The following is a 25,612-nucleotide window of genomic DNA, read 5'->3' on the forward strand; positions in this document are numbered from 1 at the left end:
ACCTATGAGCTTGAAAAAATTTAAGGAAGAATTCTTGCAACAGTCCCAACAAGCGGAAGGAACCGAGGAAGAGAAAAAAGCAGTGCAGTTGGTGATGACTCCTCTGTTTGAAAAAATTGGCAAAAAGCTGAATGTGGATAAGCTTTATATTTGGACTGGTCGCCACAATGACAATCTAGTTAAACTCACCCTGAGCGCCAAAGGAGGCAGTAAAACTGCGACGGCCATATTTTGCTTTGGTAATAAACAAGATGCCCAAAGACACCCCAATTTTTCCAGGGAAGAATATCAAATTCAGTCCATTGACATTTTTAATTTACTGCTCCACTTTGCCACCCTGCCGGAGCTTGATCTGTTGCTGGTCTACAACCAAAAAGGTCACCTGAATAAGTATTCTCAAATTGAGCGGAGTGGGTTGATCAAAGATTTCCAGCAACTCTGTTGGGAAACGGGACTAGTGCCCCGTCCAGTGGCGGAAACAGGACATTTTGGTTTAGCTTAGGGTCAAACGTGGTTCATCCACGGGGTTTTTGTTCAATTCAATGGCCATTAACAACTCAATCCTGACCTTAAATTATCCAACGTTGTAACAATGACTACCAACAACAGCACTTTGTTAGATACCATCCAGCAAGGTTTTCGGATTACGGTGGGGGCCACCGCTACTTTGGTGGAAACATTGCAGGATCCGCAAAAACGCCAGGGCACTTTCCACGATTTGCAACAGGAATGGGAGCAACGGGCCAGCCAATGGGCCCAAAAGGGTACCACTACGGAAACGGAAGCCCGTCAGTACGTGGATCAACTTCTGGAGCAATGGCGGCGTTCCATGCCCAGTCCCCTCGCTAAAACCACTGACACCGCCTCCAATAACATCATTGACTTTGCCACTGCCAAAAGGGAACTCGATCGCCTGACGGAGGAAATTGCCACCCTGAAAGGGGAACTAGCCCAAGGTAAACCGGGAACGGAGGGCTAATTTTTGACCAGTGCGGCCCCTTTTACTCCCCAGTTGACGGCGGATGGATCTTTTACGTTCTATTCGCCCCAATTTGGGGAAACTTTCCATTCCCAGCGAGGAGCGAAGGCGGAGGCGGACGAAAAATTTGTTCATCCCTGTCTTTTGCCTCGATTAGCGGCGGAGCGTTCCCAACTCACCATTATTGATGTGTGCTATGGCTTGGGCTACAACACAGCGGCTGCCCTGACAGCTATTTGGCAGGTTAATCCCCATTGCCACGTCACCCTCTACGGCTTGGAAAATGATCTCCAAGTACCCCGTCAGGCGATCGCCAATGGTCTCCTCCAGGGTTGGCCGGATCTTGTACGGGAAACTTTGCAGGATCTAGCCCAAACAGAAACGGTCACCAGGGAATTTCTAACAGCCCACCTGGCGATCGGGGATGCCCGGCAAACCTTGCTGTCCGTTGTGCCCCAGCAGATAAACGCCGATGCTATTTTCCTCGATCCTTTCTCTCCGCCCAAATGCCCCCAACTCTGGACGGTGGAATTTTTACGCCATCTTGGCGATCGCCTGGCCCCAACGGGTCGCTTAGCCACCTATTGCAGTGCGGCGGCGGTGCGTAATGGTTTACAACTGGCGGGACTACACCTGGCCACCATGGCGGACGGCCACCCCCCCCATCCCCGTCGTCGGCCCCTGGGGACCCTGGCTAGCCGCCAAATCCTGCCCCCTTTAGACTTTACCCCCTGGGAAATGGAGCATTTACAAACTAAAGCGGCCATTCCCTACCGTGACCCCCTGGGCACAGACCCGGCGGCAGTAATCCTGGCCCGTCGTCGAGCAGAACAGAGTCAGAGCGCCTTGGAGCCCACTAGCCGCTGGAAAAAACGTTGGCTCACTTCCGACCCGAAAAAAATTGCCAGCGCCCTTTGATTGCTATTCCTCAAGCAGCCAATGACTAAGCTTAATCAATGCCCAGAATTTCCTTCGCTTGGGCCAATAAATCCCTAGGACGAAAGGGTTTAGTCACATAGCAATCCGCCCCCACCGCCAACCCGGCCTGGCGATCAAATTGTTGACCCTTGGCCGTGAGCAAAATCACCGTAGTGCCTGCTAGATTAGGATTTTCTTTGATTCCTTGACAAACCGCCAAACCACTAATCTTAGGCAACATCACATCTAAAATTACCAATTGGGGTTGATGTTCCGTCGCCAAGGCCAGGGCCTTTTCCCCATCCATGGCGGTCAATAACTCCACCCCATAATCTTCTTCTAAAAGCTCAAATACCTCTTCCAAGAGAATTACAATGTGGGGTTCATCGTCAACAATTAGGATTTTTAGTGCAGACATTGGTAAGGTTGTAGTGAATTGAGCATCGCTGAAAAGTTAATTCCCCCTTAACTTTCCCAGCATAGAGCACCATGCACCATATTTCTATTCGTACTGCTAATATCCATCGGGCGATCGCCTTTTATGAACTACTGGGTTTTACCGTAGAGGAAAGGTTCACCACTGGTTATACCCTAGCCTGTTGGCTGACTGGCCTGGGGGGACGTATTGAATTGATTCAAATTCCCCAACCCAAACCAGCCCCTGATGGCTTCGCCGATGAACATTATGTGGGCTACTACCATATCTCTTTTGATTTAACAGACCAGGTGGAGAGTTTACCGGAATGGTTAACAAATCTCAGTCAAAAATTTAGCCAGGCCTATCAAACTAACCCAGAACAAATTGAGCCATTAAAAATCCTTTTGGCTCCCCAGCAACAACAAATCAGTGACTACATTTATGAAGTTACATTCATTGCTGACAGTGATAATCTCCCTTTGGAATTTATTCGTCGCCAGACTTCATCTAAGCAATAACAGGGGTTATATTTCTCGGCGTCAAGGCTTAAATTTACTCAAACTAATTACCATTGCTCTTCTAGTTTTTTTTTGCACCATAAGTACAGCTCAGGGGCAAAATTTTTTCAGCCAATTACCAGATGCAATCGATCAAGTAGAGCCCATAGATCTTAATTCTCCCGTCCAAAATAGGCCCTTTAGTTTGGGTTTTGATCCAAATTTGTCCGGTAGCATTGGCAACCTAGACTACACCACCGTTAGGGTGGACGGAGAGCCAATTTTTCTAATTGCCGTACCTACAGGTAACACCGATAAAGAAGGAGGCTCCGCCCTAAGTCCGATTGTCTATCGTCAACAACGAATTGAAAGTAAATTTAAAGAAATTATTCAACGAGGCTTTGATCCAGATACCTTAAGCGTTGCTAGTTCCATTCTCAATGGGGCGATCATTATTCAAATTAGTGATGACAAAAATCTCCGCCCCCAAATTCTCCGCACCATTACTAAAGCCGATGCTGACTTATATGCCCTCACTCCGGAAGACCTAGCTTCAGAAACTGTCGACCAGGTTCGTAATGCTCTACTGCGGGCCCAGCAAGAACGCCAACCGGAAGCTCGAAGAAAACAAACCAGAGTTGCCTTGGTAATTGTCTCCATTGTGATCACAGTTTCCCTGACAGTACTATTTATTTATCGTTGGTTAGGCCATAGAATTTATCTAATCAAGATGGCCATCAATTGTTTGATTAAAGCCGAAGAGAAAAACCCTGATTTTGACTACAATCACATTGACCCGACCATTTTTAAAGATATTGTCACAATTCCCCGTTACTCCTTTGCTTTTCAAGTCCTAGACCGGATAGCCATTTTTCTTTACTATTTGAGCGCCTATTGTAAGGCCATATTATTTGGTGACATTAATCGGGGAGATAGCAAAAAAAATCCGCCGCTTAATTTTTCCTTAGACAACCAAAAGATTTTTGAAAATATCCTCGAACTTTTTCAAGGTAAAGATTTTTATGATTTTCTTAAAAATCGTCTCAAACAAGTGGTATTCAGCCGGAGATTATTGATTTTTTTCATATTTATTATTTGGATCCGTGGCGGTGCATTTTTGTTGCAGGTTTTTCCCGATAGTAGAAGGTTGGGTAAACAATTATCTGGCACCCCCATTTCCCTTACTTTAATTTGGTTATCCGCCATAATTTTAATTAGAATATCCGATTTTTTAATTGAATCTTTTTTTCATACTCTGGAAAGTGACTATGCCATTTTACAAACCGCTAAATACACTAGACGTAAAATCAGAATTAACACCATCAGTAGCGCCATTAGAGGCATTAATTTAGTGGTCTGTATTTTTACAGCCTTAGTTTTTTCTCTCAGTTTGTTCGACGTGCCGGTGGCGACGGTGTTGGCGGGGGCCGGGATTATTGGTTTTGCTGTGTCTTTTGGCTCCCAAAATTTAATCAAAGACTTAATTGCTGGCATTTCCAATCTGATGAGCGATGCCTTTGCCATCAACGACTTTGTGCTGATCGGTCAATTTGAAGGGGTGGTGGAAGATACAAATTTATTTGTCACCCGCATCCGTTGTCCGAATGGTGATTTAGTCACCATTCCCAACGGCGCCATCGGTACAGTGTGTAATCAAACGAAGGATTGGTCCAGAGTCGATTATTCCGTTATGGTGGCGGCTGATGCTGACCCCAAAAAGGCGATCGCCGTTTTGCAACAGGTGGCATTGGGTTTGTACCACGACCCCTGGTGGCATCCCAAAATGCTCCAGGCACCGGAACTAAAGGGCATTGAAGAAGTTTCCCATCAAGGCATTCTGATTCGTATTTGGCTTAAGACCCTGCCGGGAGAACAGTGGGACGTGGCTAGGGAATTGCGACTAAGGGTGAAGGTCGCTTTTGAATCCCAGGAAATTGCCATTGGAGTGCCCCAACAACAGTGGTTAATGGCAGGGGCTTCCTCCTTAGATGAAGATGAAAAAGAAAGTGCTATTACGGATAGGGAAAAATAGTACCGACAGTTAGTTTGTTCTTACAAACCCCCGGGAGCAGATTCCCGCCGAAAAATGTAAATTATGTAGATTAAGGTCTAGTGCTGATGGGTAGATTACGTTCCCATATCCAAACCTATTTGTTGCGAAGGAAGGGAGAATTATTTCCCCGAAGTTGAACGCCCAGGCCAGTTTGGCGTCAACAGGCAACAAAATGAGCTAAAAACCCAGAAACTTTACTGTATGTAGTGTTTGGTTATGCCAGGAGGCGGACTTGAACCGCCGACACGAGGATTTTCAGTCCACTGCTCTACCAACTGAGCTATCCCGGCTTTTTTAGTGCATTAACAACATACCAAGAAGTATCACCCTTGACAAGCTCTTTGTTTAAATCCCCTGGCTGTGGCATTAACTACCCTGATCGCCAGCCGTTATGGGAGTGTGGCAAAATAGAGGGCGGACAATCCCTCAACAGAGAAACAAACAGTGATGCAGATCCGTGGAACAGACTACACAGCTTTGATTTGGCAGGGGGATGCCCTGGCCCTAGGATTTTTTGAAAATGCGACGGAAATCAGCGGTGATCTGGCCCAATTGGATGACCGCCTGGAGGGAGTATTGCGGGAACTGATGGAGGAAAAGGAGTTTAAGGGTAAAGCTGGACAAAAGTTGGTGGCCCGGGTGGGTAGTAAAACCCCAGTTAAAAAGCTAATCCTGGTGGGCTTGGGGGAAATCGAAAAATTTAACAGCCAGGTTTTAGGGGATGGAGCGGCGGCGATCGCCCGGTTAGCAAAGACAGAAAAAGTTAAAACCCTGGGGGTGAGCTTGCCCCAACGGGAGCATGATCCAGCAGCCACAGCGGCCATTTTAACGGAAGGTATTTTGTTGGCTCTGCATCAGGACAATCGTTTTAAATCCGATCCTGAAGATAAGGAAATTAAACTTACCACCGTGGAATTGTTAGGGCTAGGGGAGCAGGCAACGGCCATTAGTAAAGCGGAAAAAATTGTCTCTGGGGTCATTCTGGCCCGAGAAATGGTAGCAGCACCGGCCAACGCAGTTACCCCCCTAACCTTTACGAAAATTGCCACGGAGTTAGCCCAAACCTATGGCTTGGAGTTGGAAGTGCTGGGGCAGTCGGAATGTGAAGCCCTGGGCATGGGCGCATTTCTGGGGGTGGCGAAAGCTTCCGATTTACCGCCCCAATTTATCCACCTCACCTATCGCCCCGCTAACCCGACCAAAAAGCTAGCCATTGTCGGGAAAAGTCTGACCTTTGACTCCGGCGGTTTGAACATTAAAGGGGCCGGCAGTGGAATTGAAACGATGAAAATGGATATGGGAGGCGGCGGTGCTACCCTGGGGGCGGCCAAGGTGATCGCCCAGTTGAAGCCCAATGTGGAAGTGCATTTCATCTGTGCGGCAACGGAAAATATGATCAGCGGTAAGGCGATGCATCCAGGGGATATTCTCACTGCGTCCAACGGCAAAACCATTGAAGTTAATAACACCGATGCGGAAGGCCGTCTCACCCTAGCCGATGCCCTGGTGTTTGCGGAAAAATTAGGCGTAGAGGCGATCGTCGATCTAGCCACCCTCACTGGGGCTTGCATTGTCGCCCTGGGGGATGACATTGGTGGTTTGTGGAGTCCTAACCAAGAATTGGCCGATCAGTTGAAAACAGCCGCGGAGAAGGCGGGGGAAAAATTCTGGCAAATGCCCATGGAAGATAAATATTTTGAGGGTCTGAAATCCCCCATTGCCGATATGAAAAATACTGGGCCCCGGGCCGGTGGTTCCATTACGGCGGCCCTATTTTTGCAACAGTTCATCAAGGAAACTCCCTGGGCTCATTTGGACATTGCCGGGCCGGTGTGGACAGATAAACAAAACGGGGTTCATAATGCCGGAGCCACGGGCTATCCAGTGCGAACCCTGGTGCAATGGGTATTGGGATTAGCGGAGTAATTTTCTTCGTGTTGTAATTTGGGCAGTATGGTCGGGCGATCTATTTCGTCTGTATGCTTAAAGACAATTGTTTGGCTACTATCGGGATAGTCAACATAGCTCTATCCTTGCTGTATCACTTTTTTTAGATTTGGTGAACCGAAAGATTGGTTTTTGGTTCAAATTTTTTTTGCTGATTAGGTCTCCTCATAAAATTAACTAAGACGAGATAGCGGCAACTAAGAAGCAAAAGGATAATATCCCTCTTCCGTCAGACTGAGGGAAGAGGGATATAGAGCATGACTTTAGTGCATTAAAGAGGGCGAGAATGTATGCACTTTTGGGTACTAGCATAGATAAAATTATTCGAGATTAATGCACAGCTTGATGTCTCATAATTATCCTAATTGGCTATAAACGAAAAAGTTGAATTAGTTAAGGTGAATTTTCACTTTGACAGTTGTCGAGACAAGAAGGATAATTCTCTGCTAGATTTGGCAGTCTCAGGTAATGCAAATTATTTGGTGACGGGAGATAGTGATTTGCTAGCATTAAACCCATTTCAAAATGTAGAAATTGTCTCCTATCAACATTTTCAGACTCTTATTCTCGCCATCATAGATAATTAGTAACTATTGATCGGCGGGTTAACATTTAAATTAAGCATCATTCACAGCGGTGATTTTAACCTCCGTTTCTAGTTCTGACTGCACCGTCAAACCTGTTTCCAGGAAAGTTTTTACGGGCGCTACTTCTCCCCCCACCGGACTGCAATAGGCAGGAATGGCACTGGCCACCAAAGCAATGTGGCGATCGCCAACTGCCAAACCATGGGTGGGATCATAGCCCCGCCAACCGGCTCCTGGTAAGTACACTTCCGCCCAGGCATGGAGTTCCCATTGATTAACTTCCGGATCCCCCGCCTCGTAACCACTGACAAACCGGGACGCCAAACCCATAGCCCGACAAACTTCCATAAATAACACGGTTAAATCACGACAGGAACCCTCTCGACTGCGCCAAGTCACCCCCGCTTCCCAAGGTTCTCCTGTGGCTCGCACTGTATAAGTACAATGTTCGTATAACTTTTGGGTCAAATTTTGCAGAAAAGTAATTGGTTGCCGCTGACAGTCATGGGCAATATCCTGAGCTAGTTCCACTGCCACCGGATCAAGGCGACCTTCGTAGGGGACTAGATAGCTCCGCAACTGTTGGGCTAAGGATTGGGGATAATCAAACGGTAACTTTAACGCCCAGGGTTCGAGCAAAAAGTTAAAGGGATTTTCCATGGTGGTTTGCACAATTGAATCCACGACGATCGCCAGCTTTTCTGTGGGATCAGTGAACCAAATTTTTTGTTCTCCATTGCCATCAAGGGTGATGATTTCCCCTAAACTGGCGGGGAGAGGATCAATGGTTAAATTATACTTAAGCAGATTTTGCCAACCATTACTGCGGGGCCGCAATCGTAAACGATGGGGCCGTAAATAAACCGGTTGATTAAAACTATATTGGGTATGATGTTCGATGCGATAGGTTGCCATAAAAAATAATAATTTTAATACAATTTCTGGGTAAAATTTAAACTGGTGATGGCAATATTTAGTTTGATAAAATTTGATAAACTTCTAGGGTTTTGCGGGCAGTGTTTTCCCAGGAAAAATCCTTAGACCTAGTTAAACTTTTTTGCCTTAGGTGATCCCGCCAATCCGTATCGCTAACGATTTTTTCCAATGCTAACGCTAGAGTCTGGATATCTTGGGGATCTACTAATACGCCACTGTCTGCCACCACTTCCGGTAATGATCCACCATTGGATGTAATCACGGGTAAGCCAAAGTTCATGGCCTCCATCACCGGCAAACCGAAGCCTTCGTAAAAAGAAGGATAAACAAAAGCGGTAGCCCGTTGATAAAACATCGCTAACCATTGGTTAGGTAGATAGGATAAACGATGAATTTCATTGTTATGAGGAGAATTGGTGATCGCCTCAAGAATTGGTTCATATTTCCAGCCCAGTTGACCGATGAGCACTAACTGGTGGGGCGCTTTGGTGGCTTGTTTGAATAAATTAAAGGCTTTAATCAAACCAACTACATTTTTGCGAGGTTCCAGAGTACTAACGAAGAGAAAATACGGCAGATTAAAATCATAGGGGATTGGCTGGGGTAAAGCAACTAAATTTTCTGGAGTTAAAGTTAGTCCTTGATAACGGCTAGCCTGGGAAGTAACAAAAATTCTTTCTAGGGGAAATTGGTAATATTCGTTAATTTCTCGTTTAGTGCTCTCCGCAAAAGTTAAAATGCCCTGGGTAAAGGGCAAACAACGTAAAATTCTTTGGTGGTAGCGTTGGACGATGGGAGGTACAAATTCTGGAAATTTAAGAAAAGTTAAATCGTGAATTGTCAACAAGTTTATACTTTGTCGGCTAGGGAAAATGTAGTGATCGGTACCATGGATAAGATCGGGCTTGCCTAGGCGTGTTTCCAGCAAATTTAAAATGTTTAAAATGGGATTGGGAAAGCTAACTAGATGATCGCTCAGGGTAACTGGTAATGGTAAACAACTACAATCTTTGAATTCAGTCAGATGATGATTTTTTTGCCACTTTCCCCTTAACCAATCCTTTAAACCAGGCTGGTAATAAATTTGTAGGCAAAACTGCCCTTGAAACTGTTGGCTATGCTGGAGTTGATCAAGCGCTCGCAGGAGACTGAGATTATAAAAACCAATACCACTCAGTTGGCCCCGTATTGCCGTAGCATCCACACAAACTTTTAGCATCACCAATCAATCTTTCTCACTGTTGATAAATAATCACTAGATGCCAAAATCTTAATATTCTTCGGGGTAGAAAGCAGTTCTTTGGGTAGGAAGCCTAAGCCGTAATCTTCGATTCGGCGTGGGTAGTTCACGCAGGAACTTTTTCCAGGGGGAGGGTAAAGTAAACCTCTGCCCCTTTATTAACGGCGGTATCAAGGCCAATTTGCCCCCCGTGGGCTTCGACAATGAGCTTGCAAACGTATAGCCCTAAACCTAACCCCAGGGGATTATTATCTCGATCGCCGCGCTGATAGCGGTCAAAAACTCGGTCAGCTATGGCCAGATCCACACCTACCCCATTATCTTTGACTCGACAGGTTAAAGTTTGGCCTATGGCCGTAACTGTGATGGTAATGTTCAAAGGTTGAGAGCGGGGCAATGGATTGTATTTAAGGCTATTGGTCAACAAATTTTCCAACACCCGCCAAAGGAAGTTAGCATCCCCCATGATTAAGGGTAAATTTTCCCCCAAATTCAAACTAAGGGTTACTTCCTGCTCCCCTAGTCCCAACGACCACTCCTGGGCAAAATCCCTCACTAGGGTGCCCAGATCAAGGCGTCGCAATACCAAAGGAACCCCCTGCTGTTCCCAATGTTGACTTTCCACTAGAGAATTGATCAAGGCTAGTTGACGTTCACAACTGCGGGCCATCTGCTCCAGGGTTTGGCGGGGTAGAGAAAGTTCCGTTTGGTTTGGATCAGCCCGTTTGAGGCAATTGTTGAGTACCATGGACAGTCCCAACACAGGATTGCGGAGATCGTGGGACACCACCCGCAGGGAAACTTCCAGGGATTGTTCCGCCCGCTTCCGTTCTTGGATTTCTGCTCGCAGTTGATGTTTTTGTTGTAGCAGTAGTAGTTGATGTTCAATGCGGGCCAGCACTTCCTCCATTTGAAACGGCTTGGTGATGTAGTCCGCTCCCCCCAGGTTAAAGGCTTTGACTTTATCAAATACGTTATCTAGGGCACTGATGAAAATAATTGGGATTTCCTGGGTATCGGGATTGGACTTTAACCGAGCACACATTTCATAGCCGTTCATGGTGGGCATATTAACATCAAGTAAGATCAAATCCGGCGGGGATTGTTCAATACTTTTGAGGGCAAAATTGGCATCCAACGCTTTGCGGATTCGGTAACCATGGGCGGACAAAAGGTTAGCCAGTAGCCGTACGTTGTCCGGGGTGTCATCGACAATAAAAAGGGTTTTACAGTCCTGGCCCATGGCGATCGCCTGCGGGAATTGATGGAGAAGGAAGAAAAATTAAAGTTGAGCCGAATTTCAAATATCCGTTGGTACAGTTAGGGATAATCAACTGGGTTGCCCCGCTAAGGTTGCCTCCCCAAGACTAGATTCAATCGTCAGGAAAATCTGCTCAAAGCGGTATTCCCTAGCCCAGGTGGCCAATAGGTGAGCCAGGGATGGGGACAAGGTTGGCAGGGACTCAACCAGGGCAATCAGGTCATTGTCATTGCATTCTAGAGCCATTTTTGCCATCTGTTGTCGCCAGGACGGGGGGGTTGTCGTCAATTGTTCTGATAGGGACGGGGCCGTGATCACGGGAAAGGGTCGGAGAGGGGAAGCTAGTGGTTGAACCTGGGAAGGTAACGATACGGCCAGGTGTTTAGCCAGGAGGGCAATCAATGCTTCGGGGCGGAAGGGCTTACTTAAAAAATCGTCACAACCAGCGGCCAGGATTTCCGTTCGTTCTTCTTCAAAGGCACTGGCGGTGAGGGCAATGATGACCGTATGTTGCCCCTGGGGGGTGGCCTTAATTTTTTCGGTCGCGCTCCGACCATCCAACACCGGCATTTGCATATCCATTAAAATCACCTGGGGCTGCCAACTTTCCCACAGGGCGATCGCCATTTCTCCATTTTCCGCCTCTTGGACAACGAAGCCTAGACTGGTGAGCAATTGCCGCAGTAATAGCCGACTTTCCGGACGGTCATCTACCACAAGAATTTTTTGATTGTAATGGTCCAGGGTCGGCAGAATTGCCGCTGAAATTTCCGGAGTCGAATGGGGGGCCGCCATCACCTGCACTGGAATAGCAAAAAAGAAAGCACTGCCCTGGTCGACCTTACTCCTAACTTGAATTTGTCCCCCCATCAACTGAACAAATTTTTGGCTGATGGGTAGCCCTAAACCATTACCTTGACAAGATTTCAGCCCCGTTTCTGTCTGGGCAAAGGGCACAAACAATTTATGCATTTCATGGGACGCAATGCCCGCCCCCGTATCCGATACCAAAAAATGGAGCCAGATGGATGCGCCCTCACCCCCATCGGACTGGGGAGTCTTTGTGGTGGTCAGACATTTAACTTTGAGGGTGACACCGCCCTGGGCAGTAAATTTAATGGCATTGGCCAACAAATTAATCAACACCTGCCGCAACTTGCCCCCATCAGTCTTAATCCATTGGGGCACCTCTGGCGATCGTTCCACCTGGAGGAGAAGTTGTTTTTCCTGGGTCCGTAGTTGAAAAAGGGCCTGGAGATTATCTAACAGACGATGGCAATCAATGGTTTTTTCGTTGAGGGTGGTACGGCCTGCCTCAATTTTGGACATTTCCAGAATGTCGTTAATCAGTTCTAGTAAATGCTCGCCGCTCCGGTTGATGATATCCAGGGTGGGACGGTGGGGGGCCAAACTGGGATCCCGATGTAACAGTTGACTAAAACCAATGATGGCATTGAGGGGAGTGCGCAATTCATGGCTAATGCTGGCCAAAAATTCCGTTTTAGCCCGATTGGCCGCATCTGCCGCTTCCTTGGCTTGGGTCAGGGTTGTTTCTGCTTGGTGCCGGGCCTGGGCGATCGCCAAAAATTGCCCCACCAGCTTGGCTAGGTTTAATTCCTCAGGGTTCCAGCTATAGTTGCTATGGAGATGGACCATGCTAATGTAGCCCAACACTTGGGCATCCTTGACCATGGGCACCACCAGGATGGATTTCACCAGATCAAACTGTAGGGAGACCTTATCCATCTCAGCCTCCGGGGGCATTTGCTCCACATCTTCCACTAAAACACCGTCACTGTCCTGCAAATTAGCCCAGATCCAGGGATAGGTGGCCACCGGCACCCCTTGAAAAGTTGATAACCGAGGAGCAGTACCCACTGCGCACCATTCTTCCGCCATATGTAAACAGTCTTTGGCCGGATCGTGGTAAATCACATGGACCCGCTGACAACCAAACAACAGCCCCAGTTGCTCCATGGCAAAATGTACCGCCGTGGCCCAGTCCTTTTCCAGCAGAGTTCTCGCAATCGCCCTCAGACAATCTTCTCGTTCCAACTTTTGCTCCAAAACTTCCCCCCGGCGATCGCCTATCAGCCTAGGATTTACACCATCCCACCAGTTGGGAACAGCCCCAAAGTGATACCCTTAAAGATGGCAAATTTGACTAAAACTAAACAGTAATCCTGTAGTCTAACTATAAACAAATTCCTAGACAATCAGCATGGTAGCCGTGAAAGAAGCAACTAACGTTGGCAAAATTACCCAGGTCATCGGGCCTGTAATTGACGCCCAGTTCCCCAGTGGTAAATTGCCCCGTATTTATAATGCCCTTAAAGTCCAAGGCAGAAATTCTGCTGGTAACGAAGTAGCTGTTACCTGTGAAGTGCAGCAGCTTCTCGGCGACAATCAAGTCCGCGCCGTAGCCATGAGTACCACCGACGGCCTCGTCCGGGGTATGGACGTTGTGGACACCGGGGCCCCTATCAGCGTTCCCGTGGGAATCGGCACCCTCGGTCGCATTTTCAATGTTCTCGGTGAACCCGTGGACAACAAAGGTCCCGTGCCCAGTGGAGAAACCTTCCCGATCCACCGCCCCGCCCCCAAACTGGTGGACCTAGAAACCAAGCCTCAGGTATTTGAAACCGGCATTAAAGTAATTGACCTGCTCACCCCCTACCGTCAGGGTGGCAAAATCGGTCTGTTCGGTGGCGCCGGTGTGGGCAAAACCGTAATTATGATGGAATTAATCAACAACATCGCCATCCAACACGGGGGAGTATCCGTATTTGGTGGTGTGGGGGAACGGACTCGAGAAGGGAATGACCTCTACAACGAAATGATTGAGTCCAATGTAATCAACGCCGACAAACCGGAAGAGTCTAAAATTGCCCTGGTGTACGGTCAGATGAACGAACCCCCCGGGGCTCGCATGCGGGTAGGCTTGACGGCCCTCACCATGGCGGAATATTTCCGGGATGTGAACAAACAAGACGTATTGCTCTTCATCGACAACATTTTCCGGTTCGTACAAGCTGGGTCTGAGGTGTCGGCTCTGTTAGGTCGGATGCCTTCTGCGGTAGGTTACCAGCCCACCCTTGGTACCGACGTAGGGGATTTGCAAGAACGTATCACCTCTACCAAGGAAGGTTCCATCACCTCCATCCAAGCGGTGTATGTGCCGGCGGACGACTTAACTGACCCCGCTCCCGCCACCACTTTTGCTCACTTGGATGGTACCACTGTTCTTTCCCGTGGTTTGGCGGCTAAAGGTATCTACCCCGCCGTGGATCCCTTGGATTCCACCAGCACCATGCTCCAGCCTTCCATCGTTGGGCAAGAGCACTACAACACCGCTCGGGAAGTGCAATCTACCCTGCAACGCTACAAAGAATTGCAAGATATCATTGCCATTCTTGGTTTGGATGAATTGTCTGAGGAAGACCGTTTGACCGTAGACCGGGCTCGGAAAATTGAGCGTTTCCTTTCCCAACCCTTCTTTGTGGCAGAGGTGTTCACCGGTGCCCCCGGCAAGTATGTGTCCCTCGCCGACACCATCAAAGGTTTCAAAGCTATTTTGGCTGGCGAATTGGATGATTTACCGGAGCAGGCTTTCTACTTGGTGGGAGACATCGAGGAAGCTAAAGCTAAGGCAGCCAAGCTCAAAGAGGGCTAAAGGCTGATTTGTCTGGGGTCTAAGTTAGGAGAATTGGGGGTAATGGGAATGGTTTTCTAGGATGACCATTGGTTTATTCCCCCTCCTTTCCTAGCCGGCGATCGCCAGTTGTTTGCATAGAAACGCTATCAAAGGGAAATTCCTAAAAATGACGTTAACAGTACGGGTAATCACACCGGATAAGGTGGTTTGGGATGAGGAAGTGCAGGAACTAATTTTGCCCAGCACCACCGGCCAACTGGGTATCCTCAGCAACCACGCTCCCCTACTCACCGCTCTGGAAATTGGGGTAATGCGGGTGCGCCCCGGTAAGGACTGGAAAAATATTGCAGTCATGGGGGGCTTTGCCGAGGTGGAAAATAACGAAGTGAAAGTATTGGTCAATGGGGCCGATTTGGGCACAGAGATCGATGCTGAATCGGCCCGCCAAGCCTACACCGAAGCCCAAAGTGCCTTGGAAGAAGCCAACCGGGGGGAAGATAAACCCAATCAACTGAAAGCTTCTAACAATTACAAAAAAGCTCGGGCTCGCCTGCAAGCGGCCGGTGGCGCTGTCTAGTTGCGACGGTTGTCGTTGGTCGACACAATGGCCCAACCCGGCTTGGTTAGTCAAAGTCTTCCCAGTGTTAAAGCACTGTTAGCATTGGGGAGGCTTTTGCCTTGGTACTAGTCACCGTTTTTGCTTCTGCCCCAGCCCCACGACAGATTTAACCGATAACCAATGGGGACTGTGGATACTAGATCGCCTTGTTTGCCCTATGAAAAATCCTTGGAAAACCCCCAAAACAGTGGCCCCTAGCCCCAATCCCTGGCAACGGTTCGTCCTGGTGGCCACCTTGGTAATGGCGATCGTCGCTTTTAGCAATCTTTCCCTGGCTCCCGCCACTGCGAGGGACCTGGGAGCCCAGCCCAAAACCCATGACCAGTTAACCTTTCCTCCCCTGCCGGAAATCAATCTGCCGGAATACGAACGTTACACTCTGCCCAACGGTTTGGTGGTCTATCTCATGCCTGACCGGAGACTGCCCCTGGTATCGGGGTCGGTGGTAATGCGGGCAGGATCCCGCTGGGAACCGCCGGATCAGGTGGGGTTAGCCCAATTGACGGGCACCACTATGCGCTTGGGAGGCACAGAGCAGTACTCTCCAGCCCAACTAAATAATTTATTGGAGCAAAAGGCCGCTGCCATTGAAACCAGCATTGGCACCGCCTCTGGCTCTGCTAGTTTTTCTTCCCTGGGTAAGGACTTTGACTTGGTGTTTGACCTCTTTGCCCAAGTTCTCCAAACCCCAGCCTTTGACAAAGCCCAAATTGCCCTGGCCAAAAACCAACTGCGGGGAAGCATTGCCCGTCGCAACGACGACCCTGGGGATATTGCCAGCCGAGAATTTAGCAAAATGCTCTACGGCCCCACCAGCCCCTACGCCCGCACGGTGGAGTATCAAACCTTAGCCAATATTGACCGCCAGGATATTGTTGATTTTCATCAACGCTACGTCCGTCCAGACCAGATGATTTTAGGTATTGTGGGGGATTTCGACGGGGAAACCATCAAGCAAACCATTGCGGAAAAATTTGGTAATTGGCAAGTACCAGGAACGGCTCCCCAGTTAACTCCCCCAGCGCCAGCCAAGTTAATGACAGTGAAGTTTTTTTAGTTAATTTGCCCCACGTTACCCAGAGCAATGTGCTTTTGGGGCAAATTGGCGGCATGGTAGACAGCCCTGATTACGCCGCCTTGTCGGTGATGAATGGGGTGCTGGGTGGTTTTGCCGGCAGATTATTTAACAATATCCGTTCTACCCAGGGCTTAGCCTATAGCGTTTCCGGTAGTTGGCAGGCCCGCTATGACTATCCCGGTTACTTCCTGGCTGGGGGCCCTACCCGCACGGAAACCACGGTGCAGTTTCTCCAATCCCTGTTACAAGAGTTTGAAAAGTTACGCATCACCGAAGTGAGCCCCGAGGAATTGGCCTATGCCAAGGACTCAATTTTGAATTCCTTTGTCTTTAATTTTGAAAGACCGGGGCAAACCCTTTCCCGTTTGATGACCTACGAGTATTACGGTTATCCAGATGATTTTATTTTTACCTATCAACAGGCGGTGATGGGCACCACGGTGGCAGACGTACAACGGGTGGCGGCCAAGTATCTCCGCCCCGAACAGATGATTGCGGTTATTGTGGGTCAAGGCGATCGCCTAAAGGATGAATTAGAAGCCCTAGACCGGCGGGTGGAAATGTTGGAAATTGCCATTCCCGAAGCTAGCAGCTAATCGGGCCATGGAAGGACGGGGGAAACAAAAAACGGTTCCAATAGATGCTCCAGCCATGGAGGTGGTAGTTACGGGCCTGGCCCTGGACACTGCCCTGGGCGATCAATCACAAACCTGGGGGAAGTTGTTACAGGGACAAACGGCCATCAAGCCCAAGCAACCCTTTACTAACTTGCCACCGTCACCTTTGGCACTCCAGGGATATTATCCCCGTTCCCTGGGGCAATTGGTGCCGCCATTAGTCCAGGCCGCCATGGATGATGCCCAACTTGATCCCATGGAAGAACCCTGGGGTGTGGCGATCGGTTCTAGTCGAGCCGGCCAAGGCCATTGGGAAGATTGGATTGGCGCTAATACTAAGCCCCCGGTGGCGCCTAACTTTGGGCTGGTGGACTGGTGGCAGACCTTACCCGATCAGGCCGCCCGTCTCGCAGCTCAACTTTTGCAAGAAGTAACAGTAATGCAATGTCCCATGGCCGCCTGTGCCACTGGATTATGGGCGATCGCCCAGGGAGTGGAGTTAATTAGAACAGGCCATTGCCAACGGGTTTTAGCCGGAGCAGTGGAAGCGCCCATCACACCGCTCACATTGGCTGGTTTTAGGAAAATGGCCACGCTAGCTCCGGATGGTTGTTATCCCTTTGATCGCCAGCGCGAGGGTTTAGTGTTGGGGGAAGGGGGAGCTTTGTTGGTGTTGGAAACTCGAGAATTAGCTGAAAGGAGAAACGCGAGAATTTACGGTGAAATTTTGGGTTGGGGCTTTAGTTGTGATGCTCTCCATCGCAGCACCCCCGCCTTTGATAACCGCAGTGCCCAAAAAGCAGTTAAACATTGCCTTGCCCGTAGTGGTTTAACCCCAGAGAAAATTGACTTGATTCATCCCCACGGCACCGGTACCTTTTTTAATGATCAGCGGGAAGCTGCCTTAATTCAGGCCATATTCGCACCCAACACGCCAATCACCTCCACCAAAGGGGCCACTGGTCATACCCTGGGGGCTTCCGGGGCGATCGCCGTGGCCTTAACATTACTGAGCCTTTACCGACAACAATTACCCCCCTGTGTTGGTTTGATCACACCGGAATTTCCCCTGAACTTTACCAAGGTTGAATCAACTCAGCATTTAACTAAACCTTTGCGCCATGGACTCTGCCTCAGTTTTGGCTTTGGGGGGCAAAATGGGGCGATCGCCGTAGGGGCATAGTCTTATCAATAAAATGAACCGGACGTCAAGTCTCGTTGACAAAAATTAACATTATGTTTACTATAAGGAAGATAAGGCTATGGAAACCCGACAGAATTCCTTTGCAAGAACTATTAAGGGCACGGGTTCTAGGGGTTTCGGTACCTTCCATTGACATTGAGTTCTCCTAGATATGCCCTCGGTTATACCGGGGTATTTTTTTGTCTAATTACGCCTGCTTTTTGTCCTGGCGACTAGTCCCGCCGAATGGATTGAATTACTTCCCCCTGGGTGTTCACTAAATCAATCATCAATGGCATTTGCCCCGCCGCGTGGGTGGAACAACTAAGACAGGGATCATAGCAACGAATACCCGCCTCTACCCGGTTTAAAAAGCCTTCCTGCACATCATGATTGCGAATGTAATACTTGGCAATTTGAGCCACGGTTTTATTCATAGCCAAGTTATTGTTACCCGTGGCGATGATCAGATTAACTTTCTCAATCAGACCATTTTGATCCACTTTGTAATGGTGAAATAGGGTTCCCCTGGGTGCTTCACTTACCCCCACTGCTTCGGTACAGTTAATTTCCGCCCTGGCTCGACAGTTTTTGGAAAAAATATCTGGATCATCCATCAACAATTCGATGGCTTCTAAACAGGCGAGGATTTCCACCAAACGGGCGTAGTGATAAAAGAAGGAAGACGTGGCTACGCCTCCAGCCCGTTGACGATATTCCTCTAATTCTCGGTCTGCTTCCGGGGTGCCAATATGATGACAAACATTAAGGCGGGCTAGGGGGCCAACCCGATAAATACCTTCGGGATAACCCAGGGGCTTATAGTAAGGAAATTTTAAATAGGACCATTTTTCCACCGACTCACCAATAAAATCAGCGTAATTATCTTCACTGAGATTATCGGCCACAATATTGCCTTCACTGTCGGTAAATCGCAAATGGCCACCGTAATGTTCCCATTCATTATTTTTGCCCACCAGCCCCATAAATAAAGAGGGAAATTGACCAAATTCCGCCACTTCAGTTTGGAAGCGGTCTAGGAGATTTTTAAACAAATTTAGAGCGACATAAATGGTCTCTTTTGCCTCCGGTAAACGTTCCACAATCCACTGCCTTCCTTCTGCAGACAAGGGCGATCGTACTCCCCCAGGCACAGACCAAGCGGAGTGGATTTTCTTGGCTCCTAAAAGTTCAATCACTGTCTGGCCAAATTGTCGTAAACGGATGCCGGCCCTAGCTAAATCGGGATCAGCGGCGATTAAGCCAAACACATTCCGGGTAGCGGGGTCACTGTCCCAACCAAGCAGAAAATCAGGACTGCTGAGATGGAAAAAACTAAGGGCATGGGATTGGGTAATTTGCCCCAAATTCATTAACCGTCGTAGTTTTTCGCCAGCCGGAGGGATCTGCACCGCCAGTAACTTGTCCCCGGTTTTAGCTGCACAAAGGAGATGGCTCACAGGGCAAATGCCACAAATGCGGGCGGTAATACCGGCCATTTCCCACATGGGGCGGCCTTCACAGAATTTCTCAAAGCCCCGATACTCCACCACATGGAAGCGGACATCATCGACGTTGCCTTGGTCATTGAGAAAAATAGAGATTTTAGCGTGGCCTTCAATGCGGGTAACGGGATCAATAACAATAGTTTTAGACATGATAGTAAGTCAATTAATGTAATTTTTTTTGATATGATAACTGAACAAAATTAACTGCTATTAGTGGCAACTAATTTTATTCTAGGAAAATTTTGTTGTACGGAATTGAACAATTTTTTGTCACAAGTATAAAAATCTATCTTCATTTTTTCTGCTAAAGCTAAATAATGGGCATCGTAGGCGGCCGGCAATTGAAATCTTTCGGCGATCGCCAAAGCATCTTGGTGCAACTGGTCATACTCATAGATCTTGATGTTCAGTTTAAAAACAAGATTAAGTTTTTCTTGAGCGGAATCAATTTGCTTAAATCTCTGGAGACGGTGTAGGACATTACTGGCTTCGTAATAAATTAATTTAGGGGCGATAATAGTGTTGTTTTTTGTTTGCCACTCCCTCCACAACAACTGAGCTTTGTTAAAACTATCTTCCTTGGTAAGCAAAAGAATTAAAAAACTGTTGTCGATACAGATATTTACCATTGAATTTAAACTAGTTTAATTATTAAACCTAATCAAGATTGCCAAGTTTCTAGCAGCTGTTGGTCTCTTTCTTCTCGCATTTGATGAATAATTTCTGTAATAGAAAGCTCAATTTTTTTTCCTTGACGTACAGATAGATCTTTTTGTTTGCTAGCTTCAATCTCTTCTAAAACCTCTTCCCAATTATCTTTTTTTTCTTCTATTTGTTCTAGTTGACTCTTCAATAATTTTTGTTCCTCCGGGGAAAGACTCTGAATTATCTGAACCAAGGATTCTACCAATTGAATATTCATTGTTCAATCTCCTAAATACTGATTTTGCAAACCGTGGGAAAAACTTAATTTTAGCCAAACTTAATCATTGCCCGTCCCTCCATCAGAGGATATTCTCCATTTAATAGCGGCTCCAATGTTGCTCGAATGCGGTGGGCGTCGGGGGGACAACCGGGCATAAAAATATCCACTGGAATTACTTGGTGTAAGGGGACAACTTTGTCTAATAAGGGCGGGACAATGCCAGGTTCATCGGGTAGTTGGGGAGTGCCGTCCCCCAGTTCAATATAGGCTCGACGCAGAACCGGATCGCTGCCTTTGAGCATATTGCGCATACCTGGGACATTGGCGGTTACAGCACAGTCGCCAAAGGAAATTACCACTTTCGTTTTTTTTCTCAACTCCAGGGCCAATTCTAAATTTTCTTCGTTGGCGATCGCCCCTTCCACTAGGCAAACATCAACGTTGTCGGGATATTCTTTTAAGTCACAACCAACGGGGCTGAAAACCACATCCACTTTTTGGGCCAAATCGATTAACCATTCGTCCATATCCAGAAAGGACATATGACAACCAGAACAACCGGCGAGCCAAACAGTAGCAAAACGAATTTTAGACATATTTTTAAGGTTTATTTAGGTTACTTTGGAAGCAAAAGTTAAGTTATGGAAATTATCGAGTCCATTGCTGATCTTTACGGGCCGTAGCTAAAAATTCCACCTTACGGCGATCGCCAATTTTTTCAGCGGTGGTTTCTCCCTTGTGAAAAATAGAGCCAGTGGGACAAGCATCGACACATTTGCCACAGGAAGTGCAAGCATCCACCGTTCCCCAGGGCTGATTTAAACCGGAAATAATTTTGCATTCAGCCCCCCGGTAGGCCACATCCCAAACGTGAGCTCCTTCAATTTCATCGCAAACCCGCACACAACGGGTACAGAGAATACAACGGTTATGATCAATGCCAAACATGGGATGGGATAAATCCACTTCTCGCTTGGGAAATTGATATTTAAATCGGCTGTGATCCATGCCCACTGTAATGGCCATATCTTGCAATTCACAGTTGCCGTTAGCTACACAAATGGCGCAAACATGATTACCTTCAGAAAACAGTAATTCCACCGTCATACGTCGGTAATCTTGCAACTTTTCTGTGTTAGTGTGGACTACCATTTCTTCGCTGACAGCAGTAACGCAGGCGGGCATTAACTTATTGGTGCCTTCCACTTCCACCATGCACAAACGACAGGCTGCCGCTTCCGAAATCCCTTCTAAATGGCAAAGGGTAGGAATGGGAACCCCTGCTTCTTTAGCCGCTTGCAAAATACTTGCACCTTCCTCAATGGCGATCGCCTTATCATCAATGGTTAAAGTAACAACAGACATTGGCCAAAAACTCCTCTGAAAAATAAATTAACTAAATTGCTGAAGTAGCCAACGCATGACTTCCCCATGATTCGTTTGGCGTGTTTTTTGCAACGCCTCTTCCAAAACAGCTAAATTTAATCCAGGTAAAACCAAAGATTCTCGAATTTGGTAGCTCCCTTGATTTTCCATTTTAAACCCCAGAATTTTAGTGGCGTTCACATCCACAATCCAATATTCTTTAACGCCTAACTCTTCATAAAGTAGCCGTTTTTTTCCTTGATCATCAGCTAAGGAAGTATTGGCAATTTCGATAACCAAATCTGGGGGAGGATAATCATTTAAATTGACAATACCCGTTCCAGAGGGGATAGCCATAGCATTATCCCCCACATGGCAAGAAATGTCGGGTTGTACCTCCCATTGACTAGGTTTACGGTAACTGCAGGTATCTCTAATCGTTACCGGAATATTTTTTAAGGCAACATAGAGACTGAGAGCACCATTCACAAGGCCATGATCTCCGGCATGATCGCTGCTAATAGGGGACATTTCTATCCTCAACTGGTTCTGATAGTAGTAAAATTTTCCCTTTTGGTAATCAGGGTTTTCGGTAGCTTGGATAAATTCTTGCCAAGTGGCTTTAGTCCAAATATCACTTTTGATGGGAGCAGTTAAAACATTCATGGCGTTTTAGAAAGGGTAAATGAGTGGATAAATTACCGAACTAGGCTTTGAGTAATTCTTCATATTCATGGCGAAAATAGCGCAGGGTACTTATTACCGGATTAGGCGCACTCATCCCCAATCCACAAAGGCTAGTTTCCTTAACCATATGGCAAAGATTTTCTAGTTTGATCAAGTCTTCTTGGGTTGCTTCCCCTTCTAAAAAGCGAGTTAAAAGGTCATAAAGCTGCACCGTGCCAGCTCGGCAGGGAATACATTTACCGCAGGATTCCGATTTGCAAAAATCCATATAAAACTGGGCCACGTCCACCATATTGGTGGTTTCGTCCATGACAATCATGCCCCCGGAACCCATCATGGTGCCCAGGGCTAATAGGGTGTCATATTCGATGGGGGTGTCTAATTTATCGGCGGGGATACAGCCTCCAGAGGGGCCCCCAGTTTGCACGGCTTTGACTTGGCCGCCATCGGGGACACCGCCCCCCATTTCTTGCACCACCTGCCGCACCGTTGTACCCATGGGAACTTCAATCAGACCGGCATTTTCCACCTTCCCTGTCAGGGCAAAAACCTTGGTACCCTTACTCTTTTCGGTGCCAATGGCCCCATACCAATCGCCCCCTTCCCGAATAATTGGTACGACGTTGGCGTAGGTTTCGACGTTGTTAATTAGGGTGGGACTGGCCCATAAACCCGATTGGGCCGGATAGGGTGGTCGCGGTCGGGGAGTGCCCCGTTTTCCTTCCACTGAGGCAATGAGGGCTGTTTCTTCCCCACAGACAAAGGCGCCGGCCCCCACCCGGATTTCTACCTTAAAGTCAATGGGGGAATCAAAAATCTGGGTACCCATTAGGCCGTAACGCTTGGCCTGTTGAATCGCTTTTTGTAGTCGTTGGATGGCGAGGGGATATTCGGCCCGCACGTAAATATAACCATGGTTGGCCCCCACAGCATAGGCGGCGATCGCCATGCCTTCGAGGATGCGATGGGGATCACTTTCCAACACACTGCGGTCCATGAAAGCACCGGGATCACCTTCGTCAGCATTGCAGATAACGTATTTTTGTTGGCCGGGCATTTTGGCCACTGTGGCCCATTTCAAGCCAGTGGGATAACCACCCCCACCCCGACCCCGCAGACCACTTTTGTTCATTTCTGTGATCACTTTCTCCGGCGTCATTTCGTAGATAGCTTTATAAAGCTGTTCGTAGCCCCCCAGGGCAATGTATTCATCAATGGACTCAGGATCAATCTGGCCAGAATTTTCTAGGACAATGTTCCGTTGCAGAGCGTAGAAGGGATGGTGCGGATCGCCACTGATTAAGCCGGTTTCTGGAATCCCATCGGGTTCTTGTAATTTTTTGACAATATCCCCCACCTGTCCCGGGGTGACAAATTCGTAGAGTTGGTTCCGGTCATCCACCGCTACCAGGGGCCCCCGACCACAAAACTTCATACAGCCCACTCCACAAACTTCCACCTTGTCCCCTAGGCCTGCTTCGGCGATCGCCGTGGTGAGATTTTTTTTCACCGCTTCCCCTTCAGAAGAAAGACAACCAGCGGCACTACAACAGCGAATGCGAATTTTTGCTTGTTTCTCCCGGCTTTTGGCGGCAATTTCCCTTAATTCTTTGATATCCATAAAACCTCAAATCCTCAGTTGATGGTGGAGCAATGGAATTTAACTAAAAAAGTTGAGTCAAACTTGACTAATCAATGGCCATAGATGGCAATGACAAAAAACAATTACTACTAAAAATCGCCCGTTATTTAGACACTTATCCAGCATTGATAACTTAAGTAATAGCAACTGCCTCATAAATCAATGCTTAAGCTTTAATTAAACTTCAGTGTTGCCTAACCAAGGTTGGATCGCCGTCAACACCGCATCATCAGTTTGCTTGCCCAAAACCTTGCCATCATAGACCACCGCTGGGGCAATGCCACAGGCTCCAATGCAACGGGCCGTCACCAAAGACATCTGACCATCTTCGGTGGTTTCTCCAGGCTGGAGGTGGATTTCTTGATCCAGGGTTTTCAGCAAATTCCCCGCTCCTTTAACGTAGCAAGCTGTTCCCAAACAGACCACACAGGTATGTTTACCGCTGGGCTTGAGGGAAAATAAATGATAGAAAGTTGCCACCCCAAACACTCGGCTTAGGGGTAATTTGAGTCCCCGAGCTACGTAGAGCAGGACATCTTCCTCCAAGTAACCAAAAATTTCCTGGGCTTTGTGAAGAATTTCAATGAGGGCATCCTGATTAAATTGGTTGCGCTTCATGGTGGCATCTAACACCTTAAAACGCTTGTCTCCACTAGGATGGGCCGCAGACGGGGGCGTAGTTTGGCGATCGGTGGCAACGGTCATGGAAAAACCCTCAAAAAGGAGCAATACAGCCGATAAAAGATGATGAGGAAAGCATAAACCAGGAAGTTTAGACTGCAAAAATTAACCTGATTATCACCCTTGATTGGGGAAAAGTTTTCGTCTCTCCACAATCTTGCCCACAATAACGAACTGAATCTTTATCTGGTTGTCTTCATTGTTACACCAACTTTTTAAAAAGCGAGCAAATCTTTAGGTTTCTTCAATATCGATGGTTTAATGGTGACAATTTAGACAATAAAAAAATTGTTTTAGTCCACAAAAATAGTTTGAATAAACTGCAATAGTTTTTATTAATATTTCGCAACAAAACCAATAGCTTCTGCTCTTTTTAAGTGAATAAAGTTAAATATTACTTGCCATTCTTGATGGGATTTTGTACATTAAATACATGGAGTCGAAGGGCTTCACTGGCAGATAAAAACAGCCACTTACGTCCGAAAACCCTAGTTTAAAAAGAGAGGTAAAACCGAGCTGTTTCTTTCTAAATCTGTCTCTTTTGTTTCTCGTTTCATCGCTCAGATAGCGGACAACACCCAAACCGAGAATAGTCACAGCCCCAATTGCTAGCCATGGGAGATAGGCATTAACCTTTTGTCAGGTATTTGCAGCTCCAATCATGCTCGAAGAAAAGAGGGTTGGTCAGACTAGTTACTAGGTTCTGGGTGTTGTTTAATGTTGGGATAATTTTGTGGATTGGCAATCAAGACTCTGGTTGGCTTCGTGTAATTATAATCCTTAGATAATTCAGACAATTAAAATCATCTGAACTCC

The 25,612-nt window shown here is 47.4% G+C and carries 25 protein-coding genes and 1 tRNA gene; 12 read left to right on the plus strand and 14 right to left on the minus strand.

Annotated features, from left to right (window positions below; genetic code table 11):
- Nucleotides 1-4: 4 nt before the first annotated feature.
- From IQE94_RS10615 to IQE94_RS10625, 3 genes are all read left to right on the plus strand, one after another.
- The gene (locus IQE94_RS10615; protein ID WP_212718086.1) at nucleotides 5-502 is read left to right on the plus strand and encodes a hypothetical protein; all 498 of its coding nucleotides are present in this window, start codon (nucleotides 5-7) and stop codon (nucleotides 500-502) included.
- Nucleotides 503-592: 90 nt separating this feature from the next.
- Complete coding sequence (locus tag IQE94_RS10620) at nucleotides 593-979, plus strand: thylakoid-associated protein (protein ID WP_212718088.1); 387 nt, start codon at nucleotides 593-595, stop codon at nucleotides 977-979.
- A gap of 3 nt (nucleotides 980-982) precedes the next feature.
- On the plus strand, nucleotides 983-1,897 hold the full coding sequence (locus IQE94_RS10625) for a tRNA (5-methylaminomethyl-2-thiouridine)(34)-methyltransferase MnmD (RefSeq protein WP_223341880.1): 915 nt from the start codon (nucleotides 983-985) through the stop codon (nucleotides 1,895-1,897).
- Nucleotides 1,898-1,928: 31 nt separating this feature from the next.
- On the opposite strand, the gene IQE94_RS10630 is transcribed toward IQE94_RS10625, so the two are convergent.
- The gene (locus tag IQE94_RS10630; RefSeq protein WP_212718090.1) at nucleotides 1,929-2,315 is read right to left on the minus strand and encodes a response regulator; all 387 of its coding nucleotides are present in this window, start codon (nucleotides 2,313-2,315) and stop codon (nucleotides 1,929-1,931) included.
- A gap of 71 nt (nucleotides 2,316-2,386) precedes the next feature.
- Here IQE94_RS10630 and IQE94_RS10635 point away from each other — a divergent pair, with 71 nt between their 5' ends.
- The gene (locus IQE94_RS10635; protein WP_212718092.1) at nucleotides 2,387-2,833 is read left to right on the plus strand and encodes a VOC family protein; all 447 of its coding nucleotides are present in this window, start codon (nucleotides 2,387-2,389) and stop codon (nucleotides 2,831-2,833) included.
- Nucleotides 2,834-3,017: 184 nt separating this feature from the next.
- Complete coding sequence (locus IQE94_RS10640) at nucleotides 3,018-4,844, plus strand: mechanosensitive ion channel family protein (RefSeq protein WP_223341881.1); 1,827 nt, start codon at nucleotides 3,018-3,020, stop codon at nucleotides 4,842-4,844.
- 238 nt (nucleotides 4,845-5,082) lie between these two features.
- On the opposite strand, the gene IQE94_RS10645 is transcribed toward IQE94_RS10640, so the two are convergent.
- A tRNA-Phe gene (locus tag IQE94_RS10645) sits at nucleotides 5,083-5,155 on the minus strand.
- Between the two features lie 157 nt (nucleotides 5,156-5,312).
- Here IQE94_RS10645 and IQE94_RS10650 point away from each other — a divergent pair.
- Nucleotides 5,313-6,791, plus strand: coding sequence for a leucyl aminopeptidase (locus IQE94_RS10650; protein WP_223341882.1), 1,479 nt, complete (start codon nucleotides 5,313-5,315; stop codon nucleotides 6,789-6,791).
- Between the two features lie 386 nt (nucleotides 6,792-7,177).
- The gene (locus IQE94_RS10655) at nucleotides 7,178-7,399 is read left to right on the plus strand and encodes a putative toxin-antitoxin system toxin component, PIN family (protein WP_223341883.1); all 222 of its coding nucleotides are present in this window, start codon (nucleotides 7,178-7,180) and stop codon (nucleotides 7,397-7,399) included.
- Between the two features lie 30 nt (nucleotides 7,400-7,429).
- Here IQE94_RS10655 and IQE94_RS10660 read toward each other — a convergent pair whose 3' ends face one another.
- The 4 genes from IQE94_RS10660 to IQE94_RS10675 form a co-directional block, all read right to left on the minus strand.
- Nucleotides 7,430-8,314 carry a transglutaminase family protein gene (locus IQE94_RS10660; RefSeq protein WP_223341884.1) on the minus strand — a complete coding sequence of 295 codons (885 nt, stop codon included), beginning with the start codon at nucleotides 8,312-8,314 and terminating at the stop codon, nucleotides 7,430-7,432.
- Between the two features lie 58 nt (nucleotides 8,315-8,372).
- Nucleotides 8,373-9,554, minus strand: a complete 1,182-nt coding sequence (locus tag IQE94_RS10665) for a glycosyltransferase family 1 protein (RefSeq protein ID WP_223341885.1) — start codon at nucleotides 9,552-9,554, stop codon at nucleotides 8,373-8,375.
- 127 nt (nucleotides 9,555-9,681) lie between these two features.
- Nucleotides 9,682-10,818: a hybrid sensor histidine kinase/response regulator gene (locus IQE94_RS10670; protein WP_212718103.1), complete on the minus strand. Its 1,137-nt coding sequence runs from the start codon at nucleotides 10,816-10,818 to the stop codon at nucleotides 9,682-9,684.
- Between the two features lie 87 nt (nucleotides 10,819-10,905).
- The gene (locus IQE94_RS10675; RefSeq protein WP_223341886.1) at nucleotides 10,906-12,891 is read right to left on the minus strand and encodes a response regulator; all 1,986 of its coding nucleotides are present in this window, start codon (nucleotides 12,889-12,891) and stop codon (nucleotides 10,906-10,908) included.
- Nucleotides 12,892-13,057: 166 nt separating this feature from the next.
- On the opposite strand from IQE94_RS10675, the gene atpD reads away from it, so the two are divergent.
- From atpD to IQE94_RS10695, 5 genes are all read left to right on the plus strand, one after another.
- The gene (atpD, locus tag IQE94_RS10680; protein WP_212718105.1) at nucleotides 13,058-14,509 is read left to right on the plus strand and encodes a F0F1 ATP synthase subunit beta; all 1,452 of its coding nucleotides are present in this window, start codon (nucleotides 13,058-13,060) and stop codon (nucleotides 14,507-14,509) included.
- 148 nt (nucleotides 14,510-14,657) lie between these two features.
- On the plus strand, nucleotides 14,658-15,068 hold the full coding sequence (gene atpC, locus IQE94_RS10685; RefSeq protein ID WP_212718108.1) for an ATP synthase F1 subunit epsilon: 411 nt from the start codon (nucleotides 14,658-14,660) through the stop codon (nucleotides 15,066-15,068).
- Between the two features lie 199 nt (nucleotides 15,069-15,267).
- On the plus strand, nucleotides 15,268-16,167 hold the full coding sequence (locus IQE94_RS18880) for a M16 family metallopeptidase (RefSeq protein WP_370630470.1): 900 nt from the start codon (nucleotides 15,268-15,270) through the stop codon (nucleotides 16,165-16,167).
- Nucleotides 16,092-16,784 carry a M16 family metallopeptidase gene (locus IQE94_RS18885; protein ID WP_370630471.1) on the plus strand — a complete coding sequence of 231 codons (693 nt, stop codon included), beginning with the start codon at nucleotides 16,092-16,094 and terminating at the stop codon, nucleotides 16,782-16,784. Before IQE94_RS18880 ends, IQE94_RS18885 begins: the two co-directional genes overlap by 76 nt.
- Nucleotides 16,759-17,988: a beta-ketoacyl-ACP synthase gene (locus IQE94_RS10695; protein WP_255611281.1), complete on the plus strand. Its 1,230-nt coding sequence runs from the start codon at nucleotides 16,759-16,761 to the stop codon at nucleotides 17,986-17,988. Before IQE94_RS18885 ends, IQE94_RS10695 begins: the two co-directional genes overlap by 26 nt.
- Nucleotides 17,989-18,221: 233 nt before the next feature.
- Here the strand turns inward: IQE94_RS10695 and IQE94_RS10700 are convergent, their stop codons facing one another.
- The 8 genes from IQE94_RS10700 to hoxE all read right to left on the minus strand — a co-directional run bounded on the left by IQE94_RS10700 (nucleotide 18,222) and on the right by hoxE (nucleotide 24,820).
- Nucleotides 18,222-19,646, minus strand: a complete 1,425-nt coding sequence (locus IQE94_RS10700; protein WP_212718110.1) for a Ni/Fe hydrogenase subunit alpha — start codon at nucleotides 19,644-19,646, stop codon at nucleotides 18,222-18,224.
- Nucleotides 19,647-19,696: 50 nt separating this feature from the next.
- The gene (locus tag IQE94_RS10705) at nucleotides 19,697-20,125 is read right to left on the minus strand and encodes a type II toxin-antitoxin system VapC family toxin (RefSeq protein WP_212718112.1); all 429 of its coding nucleotides are present in this window, start codon (nucleotides 20,123-20,125) and stop codon (nucleotides 19,697-19,699) included.
- A gap of 32 nt (nucleotides 20,126-20,157) precedes the next feature.
- Nucleotides 20,158-20,418 carry a hypothetical protein gene (locus tag IQE94_RS10710; protein ID WP_212718114.1) on the minus strand — a complete coding sequence of 87 codons (261 nt, stop codon included), beginning with the start codon at nucleotides 20,416-20,418 and terminating at the stop codon, nucleotides 20,158-20,160.
- 50 nt (nucleotides 20,419-20,468) lie between these two features.
- Nucleotides 20,469-21,017 carry an oxidoreductase gene (locus IQE94_RS10715; RefSeq protein WP_212718122.1) on the minus strand — a complete coding sequence of 183 codons (549 nt, stop codon included), beginning with the start codon at nucleotides 21,015-21,017 and terminating at the stop codon, nucleotides 20,469-20,471.
- Nucleotides 21,018-21,069: 52 nt separating this feature from the next.
- A complete protein-coding gene (gene hoxU / locus IQE94_RS10720) occupies nucleotides 21,070-21,786 on the minus strand; it encodes a bidirectional hydrogenase complex protein HoxU (protein WP_212718124.1) in 717 nt (238 codons plus the stop codon).
- 27 nt (nucleotides 21,787-21,813) lie between these two features.
- Nucleotides 21,814-22,452 (minus strand): Uma2 family endonuclease, encoded by a 639-nt coding sequence (locus IQE94_RS10725; RefSeq protein WP_212718126.1) that lies wholly within the window; start codon nucleotides 22,450-22,452, stop codon nucleotides 21,814-21,816.
- Nucleotides 22,453-22,492: 40 nt separating this feature from the next.
- On the minus strand, nucleotides 22,493-24,094 hold the full coding sequence (gene hoxF, locus IQE94_RS10730) for a bidirectional NAD-reducing hydrogenase diaphorase subunit HoxF (protein ID WP_212718127.1): 1,602 nt from the start codon (nucleotides 24,092-24,094) through the stop codon (nucleotides 22,493-22,495).
- Nucleotides 24,095-24,292: 198 nt separating this feature from the next.
- Nucleotides 24,293-24,820: a bidirectional hydrogenase complex protein HoxE gene (gene hoxE, locus IQE94_RS10735; protein ID WP_212718129.1), complete on the minus strand. Its 528-nt coding sequence runs from the start codon at nucleotides 24,818-24,820 to the stop codon at nucleotides 24,293-24,295.
- Nucleotides 24,821-25,612: the final 792 nt, after the last annotated feature.

Source organism: Synechocystis sp. PCC 7339 (genome assembly GCF_019924095.1).
In the GTDB taxonomy this organism is placed as follows: Bacteria; Cyanobacteriota; Cyanobacteriia; order Cyanobacteriales; family Microcystaceae; genus Synechocystis.